The organism is Mesorhizobium sp. B2-2-4 (assembly GCF_006442375.1).
Taxonomy (GTDB): Bacteria; Pseudomonadota; Alphaproteobacteria; order Rhizobiales; family Rhizobiaceae; genus Mesorhizobium.
Genome location: NZ_VFWB01000021.1, coordinates 15,886 through 34,530, shown reverse-complemented (window position 1 = coordinate 34,530; position 18,645 = coordinate 15,886). Strand labels below are relative to the sequence as shown.

Annotated in this window: 19 protein-coding genes and 2 tRNA genes; 9 read left to right on the top strand and 12 right to left on the bottom strand. The window is 62.5% G+C overall.

The features are described from left to right. Positions 1 to 109 precede the first annotated feature (109 nt). From FJ959_RS30925 to FJ959_RS30910, 4 genes are all read right to left on the bottom strand, one after another. The gene (locus tag FJ959_RS30925; RefSeq protein ID WP_140494315.1) at positions 110 to 913 is read right to left on the bottom strand and encodes an amino acid ABC transporter ATP-binding protein; all 804 of its coding nucleotides are present in this window, start codon (positions 911 to 913) and stop codon (positions 110 to 112) included. Between the two features lie 15 nt (positions 914 to 928). Then, on the bottom strand, positions 929 to 2,086 hold the full coding sequence (locus tag FJ959_RS30920) for an amino acid ABC transporter permease (protein ID WP_140565096.1): 1,158 nt from the start codon (positions 2,084 to 2,086) through the stop codon (positions 929 to 931). A 4-nt stretch (positions 2,087 to 2,090) separates the two neighbouring features. Beyond that, complete coding sequence (locus FJ959_RS30915; protein WP_140494318.1) at positions 2,091 to 3,278, bottom strand: amino acid ABC transporter permease; 1,188 nt, start codon at positions 3,276 to 3,278, stop codon at positions 2,091 to 2,093. Positions 3,279 to 3,343: 65 nt separating this feature from the next. Next, on the bottom strand, positions 3,344 to 4,372 hold the full coding sequence (locus tag FJ959_RS30910; RefSeq protein WP_140494320.1) for an amino acid ABC transporter substrate-binding protein: 1,029 nt from the start codon (positions 4,370 to 4,372) through the stop codon (positions 3,344 to 3,346). A gap of 593 nt (positions 4,373 to 4,965) precedes the next feature. Between FJ959_RS30910 and FJ959_RS30905 the strand changes: the two genes are divergently transcribed. From FJ959_RS30905 to FJ959_RS30885, 5 genes are all read left to right on the top strand, one after another. Beyond that, on the top strand, positions 4,966 to 6,150 hold the full coding sequence (locus FJ959_RS30905; protein ID WP_140633839.1) for a cystathionine beta-lyase: 1,185 nt from the start codon (positions 4,966 to 4,968) through the stop codon (positions 6,148 to 6,150). A 212-nt stretch (positions 6,151 to 6,362) separates the two neighbouring features. After that, positions 6,363 to 7,451, top strand: a complete 1,089-nt coding sequence (locus FJ959_RS30900; RefSeq protein WP_140494324.1) for an HPP family protein — start codon at positions 6,363 to 6,365, stop codon at positions 7,449 to 7,451. Between the two features lie 90 nt (positions 7,452 to 7,541). Next, positions 7,542 to 8,210 carry an RNA polymerase sigma factor gene (locus FJ959_RS30895; RefSeq protein ID WP_140494326.1) on the top strand — a complete coding sequence of 223 codons (669 nt, stop codon included), beginning with the start codon at positions 7,542 to 7,544 and terminating at the stop codon, positions 8,208 to 8,210. Positions 8,211 to 8,326: 116 nt separating this feature from the next. Beyond that, positions 8,327 to 8,851 (top strand): DUF4142 domain-containing protein, encoded by a 525-nt coding sequence (locus tag FJ959_RS30890; protein WP_140494328.1) that lies wholly within the window; start codon positions 8,327 to 8,329, stop codon positions 8,849 to 8,851. After that, the gene (locus FJ959_RS30885; RefSeq protein ID WP_140494330.1) at positions 8,848 to 9,168 is read left to right on the top strand and encodes a cupredoxin family copper-binding protein; all 321 of its coding nucleotides are present in this window, start codon (positions 8,848 to 8,850) and stop codon (positions 9,166 to 9,168) included. The genes FJ959_RS30890 and FJ959_RS30885 overlap by 4 nt, the downstream gene beginning before the upstream one ends. A gap of 103 nt (positions 9,169 to 9,271) precedes the next feature. On the opposite strand, the gene FJ959_RS30880 is transcribed toward FJ959_RS30885, so the two are convergent. From FJ959_RS30880 to FJ959_RS30860, 5 genes are all read right to left on the bottom strand, one after another. Continuing rightward, positions 9,272 to 10,492: an anion transporter gene (locus FJ959_RS30880; RefSeq protein ID WP_140633836.1), complete on the bottom strand. Its 1,221-nt coding sequence runs from the start codon at positions 10,490 to 10,492 to the stop codon at positions 9,272 to 9,274. 153 nt (positions 10,493 to 10,645) lie between these two features. Beyond that, positions 10,646 to 11,434 carry a GGDEF domain-containing protein gene (locus tag FJ959_RS30875; protein ID WP_140494334.1) on the bottom strand — a complete coding sequence of 263 codons (789 nt, stop codon included), beginning with the start codon at positions 11,432 to 11,434 and terminating at the stop codon, positions 10,646 to 10,648. Between the two features lie 185 nt (positions 11,435 to 11,619). Then, positions 11,620 to 11,844, bottom strand: a complete 225-nt coding sequence (locus tag FJ959_RS30870; protein ID WP_140494336.1) for a hypothetical protein — start codon at positions 11,842 to 11,844, stop codon at positions 11,620 to 11,622. Positions 11,845 to 12,133: 289 nt separating this feature from the next. Continuing rightward, positions 12,134 to 12,210, bottom strand: a tRNA-Arg gene (locus FJ959_RS30865). A 58-nt stretch (positions 12,211 to 12,268) separates the two neighbouring features. Continuing rightward, the gene (locus FJ959_RS30860) at positions 12,269 to 12,574 is read right to left on the bottom strand and encodes an ETC complex I subunit (RefSeq protein WP_140494338.1); all 306 of its coding nucleotides are present in this window, start codon (positions 12,572 to 12,574) and stop codon (positions 12,269 to 12,271) included. 141 nt (positions 12,575 to 12,715) lie between these two features. On the opposite strand from FJ959_RS30860, the gene FJ959_RS30855 reads away from it, so the two are divergent. From FJ959_RS30855 to FJ959_RS30840, 4 genes are all read left to right on the top strand, one after another. After that, a tRNA-Pro gene (locus FJ959_RS30855) sits at positions 12,716 to 12,792 on the top strand. A gap of 308 nt (positions 12,793 to 13,100) precedes the next feature. Beyond that, positions 13,101 to 13,970, top strand: coding sequence for an ABC transporter ATP-binding protein (locus FJ959_RS30850; protein ID WP_140633833.1), 870 nt, complete (start codon positions 13,101 to 13,103; stop codon positions 13,968 to 13,970). Then, on the top strand, positions 13,967 to 14,755 hold the full coding sequence (locus FJ959_RS30845) for an ABC transporter permease (protein WP_140633831.1): 789 nt from the start codon (positions 13,967 to 13,969) through the stop codon (positions 14,753 to 14,755). Before FJ959_RS30850 ends, FJ959_RS30845 begins: the two co-directional genes overlap by 4 nt. A 27-nt stretch (positions 14,756 to 14,782) precedes the next feature. Then, positions 14,783 to 15,793, top strand: coding sequence for an ABC transporter substrate-binding protein (locus FJ959_RS30840; RefSeq protein WP_140520617.1), 1,011 nt, complete (start codon positions 14,783 to 14,785; stop codon positions 15,791 to 15,793). Between the two features lie 395 nt (positions 15,794 to 16,188). Here FJ959_RS30840 and hdaA read toward each other — a convergent pair whose 3' ends face one another. Genes hdaA through FJ959_RS30825 form a run of 3 tightly spaced genes read right to left on the bottom strand, consistent with a single transcriptional unit; the run spans position 16,189 to position 18,644 of the window. Further along, entirely contained in the window at positions 16,189 to 16,893 is a 705-nt protein-coding gene (gene hdaA, locus FJ959_RS30835; protein WP_140515482.1) for a DnaA regulatory inactivator HdaA, read from the bottom strand. 34 nt (positions 16,894 to 16,927) lie between these two features. Then, positions 16,928 to 18,115, bottom strand: a complete 1,188-nt coding sequence (locus FJ959_RS30830) for an AI-2E family transporter (protein WP_140494346.1) — start codon at positions 18,113 to 18,115, stop codon at positions 16,928 to 16,930. Then, positions 18,087 to 18,644, bottom strand: coding sequence for a CDP-alcohol phosphatidyltransferase family protein (locus tag FJ959_RS30825; protein ID WP_140495033.1), 558 nt, complete (start codon positions 18,642 to 18,644; stop codon positions 18,087 to 18,089). Before FJ959_RS30825 ends, FJ959_RS30830 begins: the two co-directional genes overlap by 29 nt. Position 18,645: the final 1 nt, after the last annotated feature.

Genomic DNA, 18,645 nt, shown 5'->3' with positions numbered 1-18,645 from the left:
ATAGTTCTTGCGATTCCATCATGTCTCAATCGAAACGATCCGATCGGCCAAATGTGAAAAAGCCCGACCGTGGCGCGGCCGGGCTCCTTCCATTTCGACGAGGCAGCGCTCAGTGCAATATCTGCGACAGGAACAGCTTCGTGCGCTCGTGGCGCGGGTGATCGAAGAACTCGGCCGGCGTGTTCTGCTCGACGATCTGGCCCTGATCCATGAAGATCACCCGGTTGGCGACTTTCCGCGCGAAGCCCATTTCGTGGGTGACGCACAGCATGGTCATGCCTTCCTCGGCAAGGCTAACCATGGTCTCCAGCACTTCCTTGATCATTTCCGGGTCGAGTGCCGAGGTCGGCTCATCGAACAGCATGATGCGCGGGTTCATGCACAGCGAACGGGCGATCGCCACGCGCTGCTGCTGACCGCCGGAGAGCTGGCCCGGATATTTGTTGGCCTGCTCGGGGATCTTGACGCGCTTGAGGAAATGCATGGCCATCTCCTCGGCCTGTTTCTTCGGGGTCTTGCGGACCCAGATCGGCGCCAGCGTGCAGTTCTCCAGGATGGTCAGGTGGGGGAACAGGTTGAAGTGCTGGAACACCATGCCGACCTCTCGGCGCACCTCGTCGATCTTCTTGAGATCGTTGGTCAATTCCTTGCCGTCGACGAAGATCTTGCCCTTCTGGTGTTCTTCGAGCCGGTTGATGCAGCGGATCATGGTGGACTTGCCGGAGCCGGACGGGCCGCAGATGACGATGCGCTCGCCGCGCATCACCTTGAGGTTGATGTCCTTCAGCACATGGAACTCGCCATACCATTTGTGCATGGCGATGATGTCGATGGCGACATCGGTGGTCGAGATGTGCATCTTCGCGGCATTGACCTTGATCTCTTCCGCGCTGACGGCGTTTTCGGTGGCCATGAACCAATCCCCTTTTTATCGTTTGTAACCGGTGTCGAGCCGGCGTTCCGTATACATTGAATAGCGCGACATGCCGAAGCAGAACAGCCAAAACACGAAGGCGGCGAACACGAGACCGGATTTCGCGGTCTGCGGCGTCGCCCAGTTGGCGTCCGAGAAGTTCTGCTTGACGACGCCGAGCAGGTCGAACATCGAAATGATGAGGACCAGGCTGGTGTCCTTGAACATGCCGATGAACGTGTTGACGATGCCGGGAATGACCAGCTTCAGCGCCTGCGGCAGCACGATCAGTCCCATCTTCTGCCAATAGCCGAGGCCGAGCGAATCGGCGCCCTCGTATTGGCCCTTGGGGATCGCCTGCAGGCCGCCGCGCACCACTTCCGCCATATAGGCGGCGGCAAACAGCGACACGCCGATCAGAGCCCTCAGGTACTTGTCGAAGGTGACGCCGGCGGGCAGGAAAAGCGGCAGCATGACGCTGACGAAGAACAGCACTGTGATCAGCGGGATACCGCGCACAGCTTCAATGAAGATGATGCACAGCATCTTGACGATCGGCATCTTGGAGCGCCGGCCGAGCGCCAGCACGGTGCCCAGCGGCAGCGACACGGCGATGCCGACGAAGGAGAGGCTGAGCGTGATCAGCAGTCCGCCCCACCGCGACGTCTCGACATGCGGCAGGCCGAACACGCCGCCGACCAGAAGGAAGAAGGCGACGATCGGCAGCACGAGGAAAAGCAGGATGGCGTTCAGGCCCTTGCGCGGCACGCTGGGGACCAGCATCGGCACCAGCAGCGCCGCGAACAGGATGGCGACCAGGATCGGCCGCCAGCGCTCCTCGACCGGATAGGTGCCGAACATGAACTGGCCGAACTTGGCGTTGACGAAGGCCCAGCAGGCGCCGCTCCAGCCATCGGGCTGGATGCCGCCCTGCGCCACTGTCGCGCAGACGGTCCGGTCCGGCCCGGTCCACTGGGCATTGATGAAGGCCCAGTTGATGACCTGCGGCAGGACCCAGGCGACGATGATGATGCCGAGTATGGTGAGGATGGTGTCGCCGACCGAACCGACGAGGTTCTTGCGGACCCAGGCATACAGGCCACGCTCGCTGATCGGCGCCGCCTCCGCCAGGGCCATTTCGGTGCGCACCCAGGACATGTCGTGTTCCTGCATGGCCCTACCTTTCCACCAACGCCATTCTGGCATTGACCACGTTCATCACGGCCGAGGTCACCAGGCTGAGTATGAGATAGGCGATCATCATGATCAGCACGCCCTCGACCGCCTGGCCGGTCTGGTTGAGCACCGTGCCGGCGGTCGCCGTCAGGTCCGGATAGCCGATGGCGATGGCCAGCGAAGAGTTCTTGGTCAGGTTGAGATACTGGCTGGTCAACGGCGGGATGACGATGCGCATGGCCTGCGGCACCACGACCAGCCGCAGGATCGATCCCGAGCGCAGGCCAAGTGCGGCGGCGGCCTCGGTCTGGCCCTTGCTGACACCCCTGATGCCGGCCCGCACGATCTCGGCGATGAAGGCCGCCGTGTAGCAGGACAGCGCCAGATAGAGCGACAGGAACTCCGGCTTGACCTGGAAGCCGCCGGTCAGGTTGAAGGTCGATTGTTTCGGAAAATCGAAGCTCAGCGGAAAGCCGCTCAGCGCATAGGCGAGCAGCGGCAGGCCGACGATCAGCGCGACGGACGTCCAGAACACGGGAAACTGCTGACCCGTCGCCATCTGCCGCTGGCGCGCCTTGCGGGCGACGAACCAGGCCATGGCGATACCCACGATGAGCGCCACGAAGATCAGCCATGAGCCCTCGCCCCAGACGGCGCGCGGGAAATAGAAACCGCGCTGGTTGAGGAAGGAACCGAAAGGCAGGTTATAGCTCTCGCGCGGCGGCGGCAACACGGCCAGCACGCCCGAATACCAGAAGAAGATGACCAGCAGCGGCGGGATGTTGCGGAAGATCTCGACATAGACCGTGCAGATCTTGCGGATCAGCCAATTCTGCGACAGCCGGCCGATGCCGATGACGAAGCCGATAATGGTCGCGGTGACGATGCCGGCCACGGCGACGATGATGGTGTTGATCAGGCCGACAATGATGGCGCGACCGTAGGTCGAATCGGACGTGTAGGCGATCGGCGTGTCCGAGATGTCGAATCCGGCGCGGCCCCTGAGGAAGCCGAAACCGGAGGCGATGTGAAGACGCTGCAGATTGTCGATGACGTTCTGCACGATCCACCAGACAGAGCCGAACAGAACGACGACGACCAGTGTCTGGAAGAAGAGACTGCGGACTTTCGGGTCGTTGATAAAGGAGCCGCGACTTGTATCCTCGCGAAGGACTTCCTGCGATGCCATATCACCGTCCCCTGTGAAAGAGAAACCGGAAGGCAGATGGTTCTGCCTTCCGGATCACATTTCGATCAGCGGATCGGTGGAGCGTATTGCAGGCCGCCCTTGGTCCACAACGCGTTGATGCCGCGGGCGATCTTCAGCGGGCTGCCCGAGCCGACATTGCGGTCGAACATTTCGCCGTAATTGCCGACCGCCTTGACGATGTTGACGACCCAGTCGTTGGAGACGCCGAGATCGGTGCCGATCTTGGTGTCGGCTTCCTGGCCGAGCACGCGTTTGATCTCAGGGCTGGCCGAGTTCTTCATCTCGTCGACATTGGCCTTGGTGATGCCGAGTTCCTCGGCATCGAGCAGCGCGAAATAGGTCCACTTGACGATATGGTACCACTGGTCGTCGCCCTGGCGCACTGCCGGTCCGAGCGGCTCCTTGGAGATGATCTCCGGCAGCACGACGTGATCGGCCGGCGCACCCAGCGTCAGGCGGATGCCGTAAAGGCCCGACTGGTCTGTGGTGTAGACGTCGCAGCGGCCGGCGTCATAGGCTGCGTTGACCTCTTCGAGCTTCTCGAAAACGACCGGATTATACTCCATCTTGTTCGCCTTGAAGTAGTCGGCGAGGTTGAGCTCGGTGGTGGTGCCGCTCTGCACGCAGACGGCGGCGCCGGACAGCTGAAGCGCCGAATTGACGCCCGGCAGCTTCTTGGCGTTGATCATGAAGCCCTGGCCGTCATAGTAGGTGGTGCCGATGAAGTTCAGGCCAAGTGCCGTGTCGCGGTTAATGGTCCAGGTGGTGTTGCGCGACAGGATGTCGATCTCGCCCGACTGCAGCGCGGTGAAGCGCTCCTTGGCGCTGAGCGGCGTGAACTTGACCTTGGAGCCGTCACCGAAGACGGCGGCCGCCACGGCGCGGCAGAAATCGGCATCGATGCCTTGCCAGTCACCCTTGTCGTCCGGCGCCGAGAAGCCGGCCAGGCCCGTCGACACGCCGCACTGGATGAAGCCCTTCTGCTTGACCGTGTCGAGCGTGGTGGCTGAAGCCGTTGAAGCCACGGCTCCAAGCGCGGCGGCTCCAAGGATGCCGATTGCAATGTGTTTCATGACCCACAGACCCTTTTCTGTTTTCAGGCAAACCTGATCTTTTTTTCCCGCGTGAACGCAGCTTTTCGTTCCGGCCCATTTCCGGAACTCCGCATCGCAGTCGACGCGCCGCCTCCCATTCACGAACAGCATCGAAGGCGATAATTCCTGTGAGGTCAAGGAAAATGACCGAATTCAGATGGGTTTGAAAATCGTTTGCCGCAATTGCCTGAATCGCAGACAAACGCGCCCGCAATTTAGTCAGAAGCGCGAATAAAGCCGGCGAAGCTCGCCCTACGACAGGCTGCGCTCTGTCCGCAAAAAGTCCATCCGCCGGGATTACTCTGCGTTACTGTGCTCTGCCGGCCGGTTGCGTGCCGATGTCTGCGCCCTCTGGCTGGTCTGGGTCATGGTGAAGGTGCGCTTTGCGCTATCAGGCGACGCATGCCGCTGCCGGCGGCGGGCTTTCTGGCCGCCGGCATTGCCGCTTGCAGTCGGCCTGCGGCGGCTCGGCAATTGGCACATTCGAAGTCGGGGTCCTGGCGAAAGCCGGCTGTTGCGCGGTCCATGTCGCCGCACTATGGCTAGCGGCTTACCAAAAAAGGCGACGACGAATGGCAAAAGACGGCAACGAGCCGGTGACTGGCAAAATAGGCATCAACACGCGGCTTGCCCATTCGGGCAACAACCCGCACGACTATTTCGGCTTCGTCAATCCGCCTGTCGTGCACGCCTCCACGGTGCTGTTCCGCAATGCCGCCTCGATGGCTGGACGGGACCAGAAATACACCTACGGCACGCGCGGCACACCGACCACCGACGCCTTGGCCCAGGCCATAGACGCGCTGGAGGGGTCGGCCGGCACGATCGTGGTCCCGTCGGGCCTGGCGGCGGTGACGGTGCCGCTGCTTGCCTTCGTTTCGGCGGGCGACCACCTGCTGATCGTCGACAGCGTCTATCATCCGACGCGCAACTTCGCCGACACAATGCTGAAGCGGCTCGGCGTCGAGGTCGAATATTATGCTCCCGGCATCGGCGCGGGCATCGCCGCCTTGATCAAGCCGAACACCAAGGTGGTGTTCACGGAATCGCCGGCCTCAAACACGTTCGAGGTGCAGGACATACCAGCCATCGCCAAGGCCGCGCACGCCGCCGGTGCCATCGTCATGATGGACAATACCTGGGCGACGCCGCTTTATTTCCGTCCGCTCGACCATGGCGTCGACATCTCGATCCATGCGGCGACGAAATATCCCGCCGGTCATTCGGACGTGCTGCTGGGTACGGTGTCGGCCACCGAGGCCTGCTGGAAACAGCTGTATGAAAGCTTCTGCACGCTTGGCTGCTGCGCCGGACCCGACGACGTCTACCAGGTGCTGCGCGGCTTGCGCACCATGGGGGTGCGCCTCGATCACCATCAGCGCAGCGCGCTCGCCATCGCGGCATGGCTGGAGGGCCAGAAGGGCGTGGCGCGCGTGCTCCACCCTGGCCTTCCCAGCCATCCCGACCACGCGCTGTGGAAACGTGACTTTTCCGGCTCCAGCGGCATCTTCTCCATCGTGCTTGCCGGCGGCGGCCAGAAACAGCAGCACGCGTTCCTCGACGCATTGCGGATCTTCGGTCTCGGCTACTCCTGGGGCGGTTACGAGAGCCTTGCCGTGCCGGTCTGGCTCGGCGACCGCGTCGTTGCCAAGGGCCCCTATGAAGGGCCGTTGATTCGTCTCCAGATCGGCCTCGAGGATGTCGAGGACCTCATGACCGATATTCTTCGCGGGCTCACCGCCGCCGCAGCGGCCTGACGCGACCTCTCGGACCGATACCAGCAACGTCCGCAAGGCCTTGACGCGATTGAGCAAACCGGGGCTGCACGCGGCGCCCCGGTCCGGCCATGTCGGCAATATTATTCTCCCCATCCGCAGTTTTGCGGATTTGTTTGACTTCCAAATTGCCGGCTTCCGCTTCATTGCGGCAGCGGAAATCATTCCCCAGCCACCGCACCAAGAGCCTGCCCATGGCGTTCCGCCTCTTTGTTCCCATTCTTGCCGGCGCGACGCTGCGCGAACGCATCATCGCCTGCGTCGGTGCGATGATCGGCATTGCGCTGACTGGCGCGATCAGCGGACTCACACTGGGTAGCGGGCCACATGTGCCGCTGCTGGTGGCGCCAATGGGAGCATCGGCGGTGCTGTTGTTCGCGGTGCCCGCCAGCCCGCTGGCGCAGCCCTGGTCGATCATCGGCGGCAACACGATCTCGGCGCTTGTCGGCGTGATCGTGGTGCAATTCGTGCACCAGCCGGTGCTCGCCACCGGTATTGCGGTAGCGTTGGCGATCGCCGCAATGTCGTTCACGCGCTGCCTGCATCCACCCGGGGGTGCGGCGGCATTGACCGCGGTGTTCGGCGGTCCAGCCGTCATCAGCGCCGGCTTCCTTTTTCCTTTCGTGCCCGTGGCGGTCAATTCGATGCTGCTGGTGGCGCTTGGCTACGGCTTCCACAAGCTGGCCCGGCGCAACTACCCGCACGTGCCGGCCCCGGCGCCGGTAAACAGTCACGGCACCATCGATCCGCCGGCGCAATTGCGTGTCGGTTTTCGCTCCGAGGACATCGACGCCGCGCTTGGAGCGCTCGACGAGACCTTCGACATCGATCGGGGCGATCTCGACCGGTTGCTGCGGCAGGTCGAATTGCAGGCCATGGTGCGCGAGCACGCGACGTTGCGGTGCCAAGACATCATGTCGCGCGACGTCATCTCGGTGGACGAGCACACGCCAGCCGCCGCTGCGCGCCAATTGCTGCTTGACCACAACATACGAACCTTGCCGGTGGTGGATGCCGAGGCAAGGCTGGCCGGAACCGTGGGCTTGCGGGAACTGACACTGGCGGCCGGCACGGTCGGAACCGTGATCTCGCCGGCGGCAACCGCAACTGCCGGCTCGAACGCCATGGCGCTGCTGCCAGTGCTGACCGACGGGCGCAGTCACGCCGTCATCATCGTCGACGATAAAAACCACATCCTCGGGCTGATCACGCAAACCGATCTGCTGGCCGCGACGGCGCGGATGCAAAACACCGGCACGGAGCCGGCCAAAGTGCTAGCATAGGTAGCCAGGCGATCGGCCCGGCGTGATTTTTCGGGAACCTTTTTTCGAAACCTGCATCCAATCTTTCGTGCAAGGATCGATGGAGGACACATGCCCGCGCTGACGGCAACATCAACAGCGACGGACGAGCTTCGGCTCGTGGCCCGCGCACTCGCCCGCGACAGCGATGCCTTTCGCAAGATCATGAAGCTGAACAACCAGCGGCTCTACCGACTGGCGCGCGGCATGGTGCGCAACGACGGCGAGGCCGAGGACATCGTGCAGGAGGCCTATGTCAGGGCCTTTACCAATCTCGGCACCTATCGCGGCGATGCTTCGCTTTCCACCTGGCTGTCGCGCATCGTCATCAACGAGGCGCTCGGGCGGCTTCGCAAAGGACGGCGAACCGTGGCCATGCCTGAAAACCCGGAAGCGCAGATCATCCGGTTTCCTCTCAACCCAAGCGACGATCCGGAGCGGACGATGGCGCAGCGGCAGATCCTCGGGCTTGTCGAGCGGGCGACCGACAGCCTGCCCGACGCCTATCGCGCGGTTTTCGTAGCCCGCGTCATCGAGGGGCTGAGCATCGAGGAGACCGCCGACCTGCTCGGCGTGCGGCCAGAGACCGTCAAGACGAGACTGCACCGCGCCCGCGCTTTGCTGCGTAAGGCGCTGGACGACGAGATCGGGCCGGTGCTGCTCGACGCCTTCCCCTTCGCCGGCCGGCGCTGCGAACGGCTGACGCAGGCCGTGATGAAGCGGCTCGGATTCGAGGGGTGATCTTCAAAGCCAGATCTTTCGCCGATTTGTCGGGAACGTTTCCGCGCCATCCTCATCCAATGAATGTCAACCCAGATGAAGCCCGCTGCCCAGGCTGTCGGGCGGAAGGAGATGCCATGCTTATCAGACACACCGCAGCGCTTGCCGCCCTCTTGCTGCTTGGCGCTGCCCCATTCGCGCAAGCTGCCGACAAGCCGACCGACCCGCAGATCGCCCACATCGCCTACACAGCCGACATGATCGACATCGAGGCGGCCAAGCAGGCAATCAAGAAATCCAAGAACAAGGAAGTCGTCGATTTCGCCAAGGACATGGAGCGCGACCACGAAGCGGTGAACAAGCAGGCGCTCGACCTGCTCAAGAAGCTCAAGGTGAAGCCGGAAGACAATGCCACCAGCCAGGCGCTGACCAAGGCGGCGAAAGAGGAACATGCCAAGCTCGCCAAGCTGAAAGGGGCTGCCTTCGACAAGGCCTATATCGAAAACGAGGTGGCCTACCACAAGCAGGTCAATGGAGCGCTCGAAACCCTGCTCATTCCGTCGGCCAGCAATGCCGAGCTGAAGAGCCTGCTCGAAACCGGCCTCAAGATCTTCCAGGGGCATGAGCAGCATGCCGAACATGTCGCCGGCATGTTGAAATGAAAGCGGCCGTGCTGATCCGACCGCTCCTTGCCTGGCTGGCGCTGGTGCTTGCCGCCGGCCCGGCGCCGGCAGCGACGATCGAGGTGACGATCGACAAGCTCGTCTTCTCGCCCGCAAGCGTCGAGGCCAGGGTCGGCGACACGATCGAGTGGGTGAACAAGGACGCATTCGCCCACACGGCCACGGTGAAGGGCGGCTGGGAGGTGATGATCCCGCCGAAGGCGAAGGGAAAACTGACCCTCAAGACGGCGGGAGCGGTTGATTATTTCTGCCGCTTCCATCCCAACATGAAAGGCCGATTGGTAGTGGCGCCCTGAAAATCTGGGCCGGTGGCGGGACTTGGCCGCAAATACCAAGCCCCGTCACTCCGGAGCACCCGTCACTCCGGAGCAATTCAGCACGGAACAGTCGCGCCAGGGATCAGAGCGCCAGCCATGCCGTGCCAGCCGCCAGCGTCAGCAGCGTCAATGGCAGGCCGACTTTGAAGAAAGCGCCGAACGACAGCGACGTGCCGGCGGCGCGCGCCTGCTCGGCAACGATCAGATTGGCGACGGAACCCAGGAGCGTGAAATTGCCGGCCAGCGTCGAGCTCATGGCGACGACCAGCCAGGCGCGCTCGGGGTTTTCCAGGCCGGGGATGAAGGGCCGCAGCGCCAGCACGGCCGGCACGTTGCTCATTATGTTGGAGAGCAACGCGGTGAAGCCCGACAGGCGCCAGACGTCGTCCAGCCCGAGGTTCTTGGCCGATGCGACGATGTCCGGTGTCAGCAGCGTTCGTTCGGCGCCGGCAACCACGATGAACAGGCCGGCGAACATGAACAGCAATGGCCCGTCGATTTCGCGATAGATGCGCTCTGGTTTGATGGCGCGGGTGAGCAGGAGGATGGCGCCGCCGATGAGCGCCGCCTTGGCGACAGGCACACCGGCGAAGAAGGCCACGGCCAGTCCGATGCAAACCACCACCGCTTTCAGCACCTGGCGGCGATGCATGCGGCCGCGCGAGACCTGCGGCGTCAATTCGCCGTTGCGCGCGAATTCGGTGCGGTAGACGATGCGAACAATGGCGATGACCGCGACGAGACCGAACAGGGCAACCGGAGCCAGAGCCGCTGAAAAGGCCGGATAGGAGATGCCCGACAGCGCACCGATGACCATGTTTTGCGGATTGCCGGTGATGGTGGCGACACTGCCGCAATTTGACGCGGTGGCGGTCGCGATGAGGTAAGGAACCGGATTGCGTTTGATGGCGCGGGTGACGTGAACGACGATCGGCGCCATGACAAGACAGATGGCGTCATTGACCAGGAAGGCCGACAGCAGGCCGGTCAGCAGGGTCACCATAACCAAAAGCATGAACGGCGCATGCGCATGCTCGATCGCGATGGCACCGAGGCCGCGAAAGGCGCCCGAGACCTTCAGATGCGCCACTACGATCATCATGCCGAGCAAAAGCGTGATGGTGTCGAAATTGATGGCGCGGTAGGCAGCCTCCAGGCTGATCGCCCCGATGGCGATCATCGCGGCCCCGCCGAGCAGTGCGATCCCCGCCCGATCGAGGCGCAGGCCTGGTATGCGGCCGGCGGCGACGCCGGCATAGGTCAGGACCAGGATCAGCAGTGCCGCCGCGCCCATCAATGTCATGCGAAGAAGGCCCTGCCCGATGCATTCAGCCCCGGCCGGAGCTGTGGCCACCACCTTTAGCGGGCGGCGCGCAAAGCGAAAATACCTTCTGCGTGATGGCTGCAGAAATCCCCAGCGACGCGCCCCCGGCGCCGGTGGCTGGCCGGATCCGCCTCAATGAACCGTGATTGTCGCGGCTGGCGGCGTTTGCTGGGAAACCATCGGATCGAAACTGACCTGGTCGCGTCCATTCGATTTGGCTGCATAGAGCCGCCTGTCGGCTGCCGAGAATATCTCCTCATAGGTGGTCGGCCCGTTAAAGGCAGTACCGCCAATGCTGACGGAAAGCGGACAGGACCGGCCGCCCGGCGAAAATTCCACCTCACGAATTCGCCGGCGGATGCTTTCGGCAACCAGCCAGGATTGCGAGGGATCGACACCGGGAAGAAACACGCCGAATTCCTCGCCGCCGATGCGGCCGACGATGTCGGTGCCGCGGAGCTGATCCTTGATCGTCTGCGCGATCAGTTTGAGCGCCTGGTCGCCGCAGTCATGCCCAAGCCGGTCATTGATCGATTTGAAGTGATCGGCGTCGATGATCAGCAGCGCACCGGAATTGGCCGACGCCTGTTTGCGGACCTGTTCGAGATAGGCTTCGACCAGCATGGAGAAAGCGCCGCGGTTGAGCACCGCCGTCAGGCTGTCGGTGGCGGCAACGACGGTGAGATCGCGCTGGGCAATGGCCAACTGGCGTATCTTCCACATCAGGAAGAAGAGAAACGATCCACCCAGCACCAGGGGCAACAGAATGTCGGTCAGCTGAGCCCGCCACACAGCTTCGGGGGAAAGATACGGGAAGTTGAACGAATCGACGAAAAACGCCACGCCAATGAAGAACGCCGTGCCGGCGGCGGTGACGGCGATCACCCTGCCCCAACTCGTCGGCGACAGGTCGAGCTTCATCTCTTCAACTCCGTTAGCCGCGTCTACTATGACGCGCCAACGCAAACAAAACGATAAGACTTTCCCTCCAATTCGACGGCAGAGGTTGCAGGGTTACGGCCGCCGGACCGGCGGCCGCCTCCGGCCTGCGTCTCGAAGATTTGTCCGGATGATCGATCCGGACCTACGACAGGAGGGTCCTGCCGTCAGCCGTTGGGCGCCGATTCGCCCAGCGTCTCTGCAACAAAGGATGCCGCGATCAGATCGTCGGCATCCAGGCCTAGAGAGCCTTCGCCCGCTCCCATGATGGCGGCAACCTTGTGGAAGGTCTTCAGCTCATGGTCGGAAATCCGGGCGGTTTGCATCTTGGCTTTGAGCTCGGCGATACGTCGCCCCAAGGCGGGCGACGTTCCAATTTCACGTTTCGACATGACGCGGTTTTCTCCTTCCCCAACCCATGCTTGTTTTGCCCGCCATTCGCAGCCCGAATGCTTACTTTTATGAGGGACCGCGAATACAAGGCCCCGAACGCGTGATCCTTGCGAAGGTTCCCGCGCGACAAGGTCACGAAATAATACGGAAAGGGCGCCACGGCGGCGGCGTGCCGCCGTCGTGCCGGCAAGCGCATTCGTGAAGACGAGAAGGGATGAAAAGTTCCGACCGGATTCCTGCCCGCGTTGAAATTTCTCACGTCCGGAGCAGCTAAGCCGTTGAAAAGATTGGCGATCCCGACAGGATTCGAACCTGTGACCATCGGCTTAGAAGGCCGGTGCTCTATCCAGCTGAGCTACGGGACCGCTGGCCGGCTCGGAGCCGGTAAGATGTCTGCGCTGGCGCCCGCCCGGGCTTTGCCGGTCAATGCGTCCAGGGCGTCCTGCGGTCATAGCGGAAATTTTCCGCATAGGAAATCTGGCGGCGCTTGGGCTCTTTCGGCTCCTCGACGCGGTAGGCGAGCCCTTCCTTCTCGGCATAGGCCACGGCCTCTTCACGCGTGTCGAAGGTCAGCTTGATCTGGCTCCTCATGTCGCCGGAAGTGGTGTAGCCCATCAGCGGGTCGATTTTCTTGCGCATCTCGGGATCGAATTCCAGCACCCAATGGCCGGTCTTGGCCGTGCCGGACTGCATCGCGGTTTTGGCTGGACTGAAAATGCGCGCGGACATGACCACCTCATTGCTGTGCAAGGCAGCATGGCCGCCTCTTCGCCCGTCATTACTGCGCAATGCCGACGGCGGCAAGGTTTTTGCACTTGCAGGTTTTTGCACTTGCCATGCAACACTGAAATGAATAGGCAACAGACCGTTCGGAGTGTAGCGCAGCCTGGTAGCGCATCTGGTTTGGGACCAGAGGGTCGGGAGTTCGAATCTCTCCACTCCGACCACCTTTCACAGAACAGGCAATCGAGGGCCGTTGGCGCCTGCGAATGGCAATGTGTCGGGTGCAGAATGGGGCTGTCGGCAATCTCCGCGCGCGCCCAGTGGTCTTTGCTGCTGCATGTCACGGTCGCAACAAAAAGCCGCGGACGGCAAAGTTGCCTGCTCCACCGCATCGACTATTGTGAGCCGGAACACGGCACGGTGTGGGGCGACAGATGACCATCGGACATCGACGGTCTCCGCTAAAGCCTCACGGAGGAACCATGAGCGACAGTTGGACACCCACCCGTCTCGGCGCAGGGCGGCATTCGGCATGACGACGGAAACCGCCACGGGCGGCACGGAGACAAAATTCAGACAGCCGCCAGCCGGATCCGGGATCGCGGTCGACCTCGATGGAGTGACCATAGATTTCGCTTTGGCGGCTGGGCGTAGCTTCCAGGCGGTCGCCCGCGCCGATCTGAAAGTCGGCGACCAGGAATTCGTGGCGATCATTGGGCCGACGGGCTGCGGCAAGTCAACGCTGCTGAATGCCGGCGCAGGGCTTCTCGAGCCTTCGGCAGGCAGCGTCCGTGTGTTCGGCGCCCCGCTTCGCGGTCTCAACAGACAGGCTGGCTACCTCTTCCAGCAGGATGCATTGATGCCCTGGAAGACCGCTCTGGACAATGTGGCCATCGGGCTGGAAGTGGCAGGCGTGCCCTCTTCCGAAGCAAAGGAACGCGCGCGAGCATGGCTCGGACGCGTCGGCCTGGCTGCTTTCTGCGAGCGCTACCCTCACATGCTTTCAGGCGGCCAGAGAAAGCGCGTTGCTCTTGCGCAGGTGCTGATCCGCGACCCCAAGATCATCCTCATGGACGAACCCTTCGGACCGCTCGACGCACAGACGCGGCTGATCATGGGCGGCCTTTTGCTCAAGCTGTGGTCGGACGACCGCAAGGCGGTGATGTTCGTCACCCACGACCTCGAAGAAGCGATCGCGCTGGCTGATCGCGTGGTGGTGATGTCAGCCGGTCCCTCGGCACGCATCATCGGCGACTTTCCAATCCCGCTGGCGCGTCCACGCGATATTTCGGAAATCAGGCTGGAACCGCGCTTCCAGGAATTGCATCGCGACATCTGGCACATGCTGAAGAAGGAAGTGCTCAAGGCTTACGGCGAGATTGAAGAAGGAGCGATCCGATGAAAAGGACGACGCTGCTTTTCGCACAGCTAACCGTGGCCGTCATCGTCATCGCGCTCTGGCAGGCAGCGTCGACGACGCACCTGATCGGCGATCCGAACAATATTTCCTTCTTCTTCTCGACCCCATTGGCGGTGGCAGGCCAGATATGGAAGTGGTTTGCCACCGGGACGATCTGGCATCATCTGTGGATCACGCTGTGGGAGTCCATACTGGCCTTCGCCATCGGCTCGCTGGCAGCGATCGCGATCGGCTTCTGGTTTGCCCGCAAGCCGAGACTTGCGGCCGTCTTCGATCCCTATGTAAAGGCGGCCAATGCGCTTCCCCGCGTCGTGCTGGCGCCGATCTTCACGCTTTGGTTTGGCCTCGGCATCTGGTCCAAGGTTGCCTTGGGCGTGACGCTGGTTTTCTTCATCGTCTTCTTCAATGTCTACCAGGGCGTGAAGGAGGTGAACACGACGGTGCTGGCCAATGCCCGAATGCTCGGCATGAACGAACGGCAATTGCTGCGCCACGTCTATATGCCATCGGCATTGTCCTGGGTGTTTTCATCGCTCCATATCTCCGTCGGATTTGCCGTGGTCGGCGCCGTGGTCGGCGAATATCTCGGTGCGGCCGGGGGACTAGGCTATCTGATACAGCAGGCCGAAGGCGTTTTCGACGTAGCGGGCGTCTTTGCCGGAATGTTCGTCCTCGCCGCTTTTGTGCTCTTGATCGACTGGATCGTCACGCTGGTCGAAAAGCGGCTGCTTGTCTGGCGGCCTGAATTCTCGAAACCAGGCCGATAGGGCCCAATCCCGCTCAAGGAGGAGATCATGAGGATCATTTCGAAACTGGCGGCCGCCGCCGTCGTATTGCTCGCGGTGGCCACAGACGCGGGGGCCGCCGAAAAGGTCACCATTTCGATCGGCGGAGCGTCATGCCTCTGCTATATGCCGACCGTGCTCGCCAAACAGATCGGCGCTTACGAAAAAGCCGGCATCGATGCAGACCTCGTCGATTTCAAGGGCGGTTCTCAATCGCTGACCGCAGTATTGGGTGGCAGCGCGGATGTGGTGTCCGGCTATTTCGATCACACGGTGAAATTGGCCGCCAAGAACCAGCGCCTGCAATCCTTCGTCGTTTACGACCAGTTCCCGGGACTGGTGCTGGCGGTGGCGCCGGGCCAGACCGGCAAGATCAAGTCAGTGAAGGACCTTGCTGGCAAAAAGGTCGGCGTGACCGCTCCCGGTTCCTCGACCGACTTCTTCCTGAAGTTCCTTCTGCAGAAGAACGGCATCGACCCGACATCCGCCGCCGTGATCGGCGTTGGGCTGGGCGCTACCGCTGTCGCCGCCATGGAGCAAGGGCAGATCGACGCCGTGGTGACGCTCGATCCGGCCGTCACCGTGCTTCAGGCCAGGCATAAGGACCTGACCATCCTGGCGGACACGCGCACCCAGAAAGATACCGAGGCGGTATTCGGAGGCGACTATCCCGGCGGAGCGCTTTACACCCGGCCGGAATGGATGGCCGCGCATCCCCAAGCAACGCAGGGATTGACCAATGCCATGCTTGCCACGCTGGATTACATTCACTCCCACAGCGCCGAAGAGATCATGGCCCAGATTCCCGACAATCTGATCGGCAGCGACAAGGACGCCTATCTGGCCGCGTTGAAAAATGCGATCCCCATGTATTCGACCACCGGGCTCATGGATCCAAAAGGCGCGCAGGCCGTGCTCGACGTTTTCTCTCTCGGTTCGCCTGATGTGGCCAACGCCAAGATCGATATCACGCAGACGTACACGAACGACTATGTGAACAAGGCGAAGAAGGCCAACTGACGAGATCAACGCCAAGCAGCGGGCATATGGCTCGTTCGCCTTAGCCACGGAGTTCACCGAGCGCCGGCATTTCAGCGACTCGGTGGCCTCGTCGCCATTTTTGGTATCCGTCAATTGACGAATACCCGTTCTTCTCTCACCTAGCTTGGCATTGCGCGGGCAAGCCGAACGCGCAGCAATAGTGAGGGTGACTGAAGTCACATGAAGGTAAGCTCGCCGGGCGAGAACCCCAACCGCCCCACTCCCGGCGAGCCTACAACCTGATTTGGAACGCAATCAGGACCGGGGTCAGCCGGCAAGCTTGTGTCGCAAGATCGGTGCCAGCTTTGTTTCCCGAAATGGGACGGTTAAAGGGACATGGAACCACCATTTGCTGGCCGGCCGACCATCGCGCCCTAAACCTCGAACTCGCCCTGCCCCTCGTCCATGGCGCTGACGGTTTCAGCCGCCAGCGCCCGGGTGATCGGCGTCTTGCGTTCGAGCGCGGCGCGGTCCAGCCGCTCCACCACGCGCATGGCCGTCGCCAGGGAGCGCTCGATGCGGCGCACCAGATATTGCACGACATGCGGCTCGACCTCGACCTGTCGGTCGGCGAACAGCTTGGTGATGACACCTGCCAGCAGGAGATCGTCGGGTTCGTGGATCTCGACGGTTGCCGCAGCCTTCAGCCGCGACGCCAGATCCGGCAGCGTGACGCCCCAGGCCGAGGGAAAGCGGCGCGCCGTCAAAAGCAAATGCGAGCCGCTGCCGCGTACCGCATTGATCAGATGAAACAGCCCCTGCTGGTCGACTGTGCCGGTATCGACGTCGTCGATCAGCGCCGGCCGGGCACCGAGATTTACAATGCTGTCGCCAACGCGGTGCGCGTCGACCTGAACGGCATCCGCCCGTGCCCGCCAGATCGAGGCCAGATGGGTCTTGCCGGAACCGGCCGGACCGGCGAGCACGACCACCGGCGAGGGCCAGTCCGGCCAGCGGTCGACCAGCGCCACTGCCTGGTTGTTGGTGCCGGAGACGACGAGTTCGTCTCGCGAATAGCCGGTGCCATGGCCGAGATCGAGCGGCAGCTGGCGCGGCGGGTCGGCCCTCTGGTCGCTCATGCCAGGCTCAGCCGCGCGACCCGGCCAGGCCGGATCATGGATTGATGCCTTTGCGACGATCGGCCGGCAATGGCGGCACGGCCTTGCCGTGACCCTTGTAGAGCGGCGATTCCAGATAACGCGCAATGGCAAAGCGCACCAGCACCGCGACCGCGGCCGATGCAGGCACCGCAATCAGCAGGCCGACGAAGCCAAACAGCGCGCCGAAGGCGAACAGTGCGAACATCAGCCACACCGGATGCAAGCCGACGCTTTTGCCGACCAGCCGCGGCTGCAAGATATTGCCCTCGATGAACTGGCCGATGAAGAACACCACCGCGACCGCGACGACCATGGTCCAGTCCGGCCAGAACTGGACGAAGGCAACGCCGACGGCCAGCACCAGCCCGGTCAGCGAACCGACATAGGGGATGAAGGAGATCAGCCCGGCGAACAGGCCGATGAGGATGCCGAAATTGAGACCGGTCAGCGTCAGGCCGGTGGCATACATGGCGCCCAGCACCAGGCACAGCGTGCCCTGCCCCCGCACGAAGCCGGCCGTTGCCGTGTTGATGTCCCTGGCGATGGCGCGCACCGTGGCGACATTGTCCCGCGGCACCCAGCTGTCGATCACCGCCACCATGCGGTCCCAGTCGAGCAGCATGTAGAAGGCGACCACCGGCGTCACCACGAACAGGCTGATCACCGAGACCAGCGCCACGCCCGAACTCCATATCGAGGTGAACACGGTTGTCAGCAGACCGAAGCCGGATGTCAGCAGTGAATTCAATCCGTCGCGCAGGCCATTGGCGTTGACGCCGAATTTCTGTTCCAGCCATTTTGGATCGAACGAGGTGATCAGGCTCTGCAGCCGCGTCAGGTACTCAGGCAATTTGCCGGCAAAATCGGCCATCTGCGTCGCCAGCACCGGGATGAGGATGACAAAGGCCAGCACCAGCACGACAAGGAAGGTGATGAGGATGACCACCGTTGCCATGAAACGGCTGAGGCCGAGTCGCTGCAGCCGGTCGGCCACGGGATCGAGGAAATAGGCGAGCACCATGCCGGCCACGAAGGGCAAGAGGATGGCGCTGAAAACATAGAGGAAAAGCGCGAGCGCGGCGACGCCGGCAAGCCAGAAGAAGATCTGCCGGCGGAATCCGGCGGATGGATCATCCCCGGCTGCCGCCGGCGCGCTCGCCGCAGCTTCTTTGTCAGGTGCCCGGGGTGGAGCCTTCGCCATAGCCGCTCATATGCCTCAGCCAAGCCACGAGATAGGCTGCGGCCGAAGCCACGGTCAAGACCCCGGACAGCATTATGAGGGCGGGACGAAGTGGATCGAGATGGATCGAAAAAGCAAGCTCACCCAGTACCAGCGCCGCCAGTACAATCTGGATGGCGGTGTTGACCTTGGAGACGAGGAGCGGCTTCATCTCGACGGGATGGGCCATCACGGTGGACAACAGCACCGCGCAAATGATCAGCGCGTCGCGCGACACCATGGTGACGACCAGCCACAGCGGCAATTGCCCGATGAAGCCCAGGACGACGAACACGGAAACCAGGAGCAGCTTGTCGGCCACCGGATCGAGATAGGCGCCGAGCTTGGAATGCTGGTTGAACCGGCGGGCGATGAAGCCGTCGACGCCGTCCGAGATGCCGGCAACGAGGAACCCGGCAAAGGCCCAATCCCAGCGCGCCTGCAGCATGGCCAGCACCACGGCAGGCACCAGGACAAGGCGCATGATTGTGATCAGGTTGGGGATGGTCAAG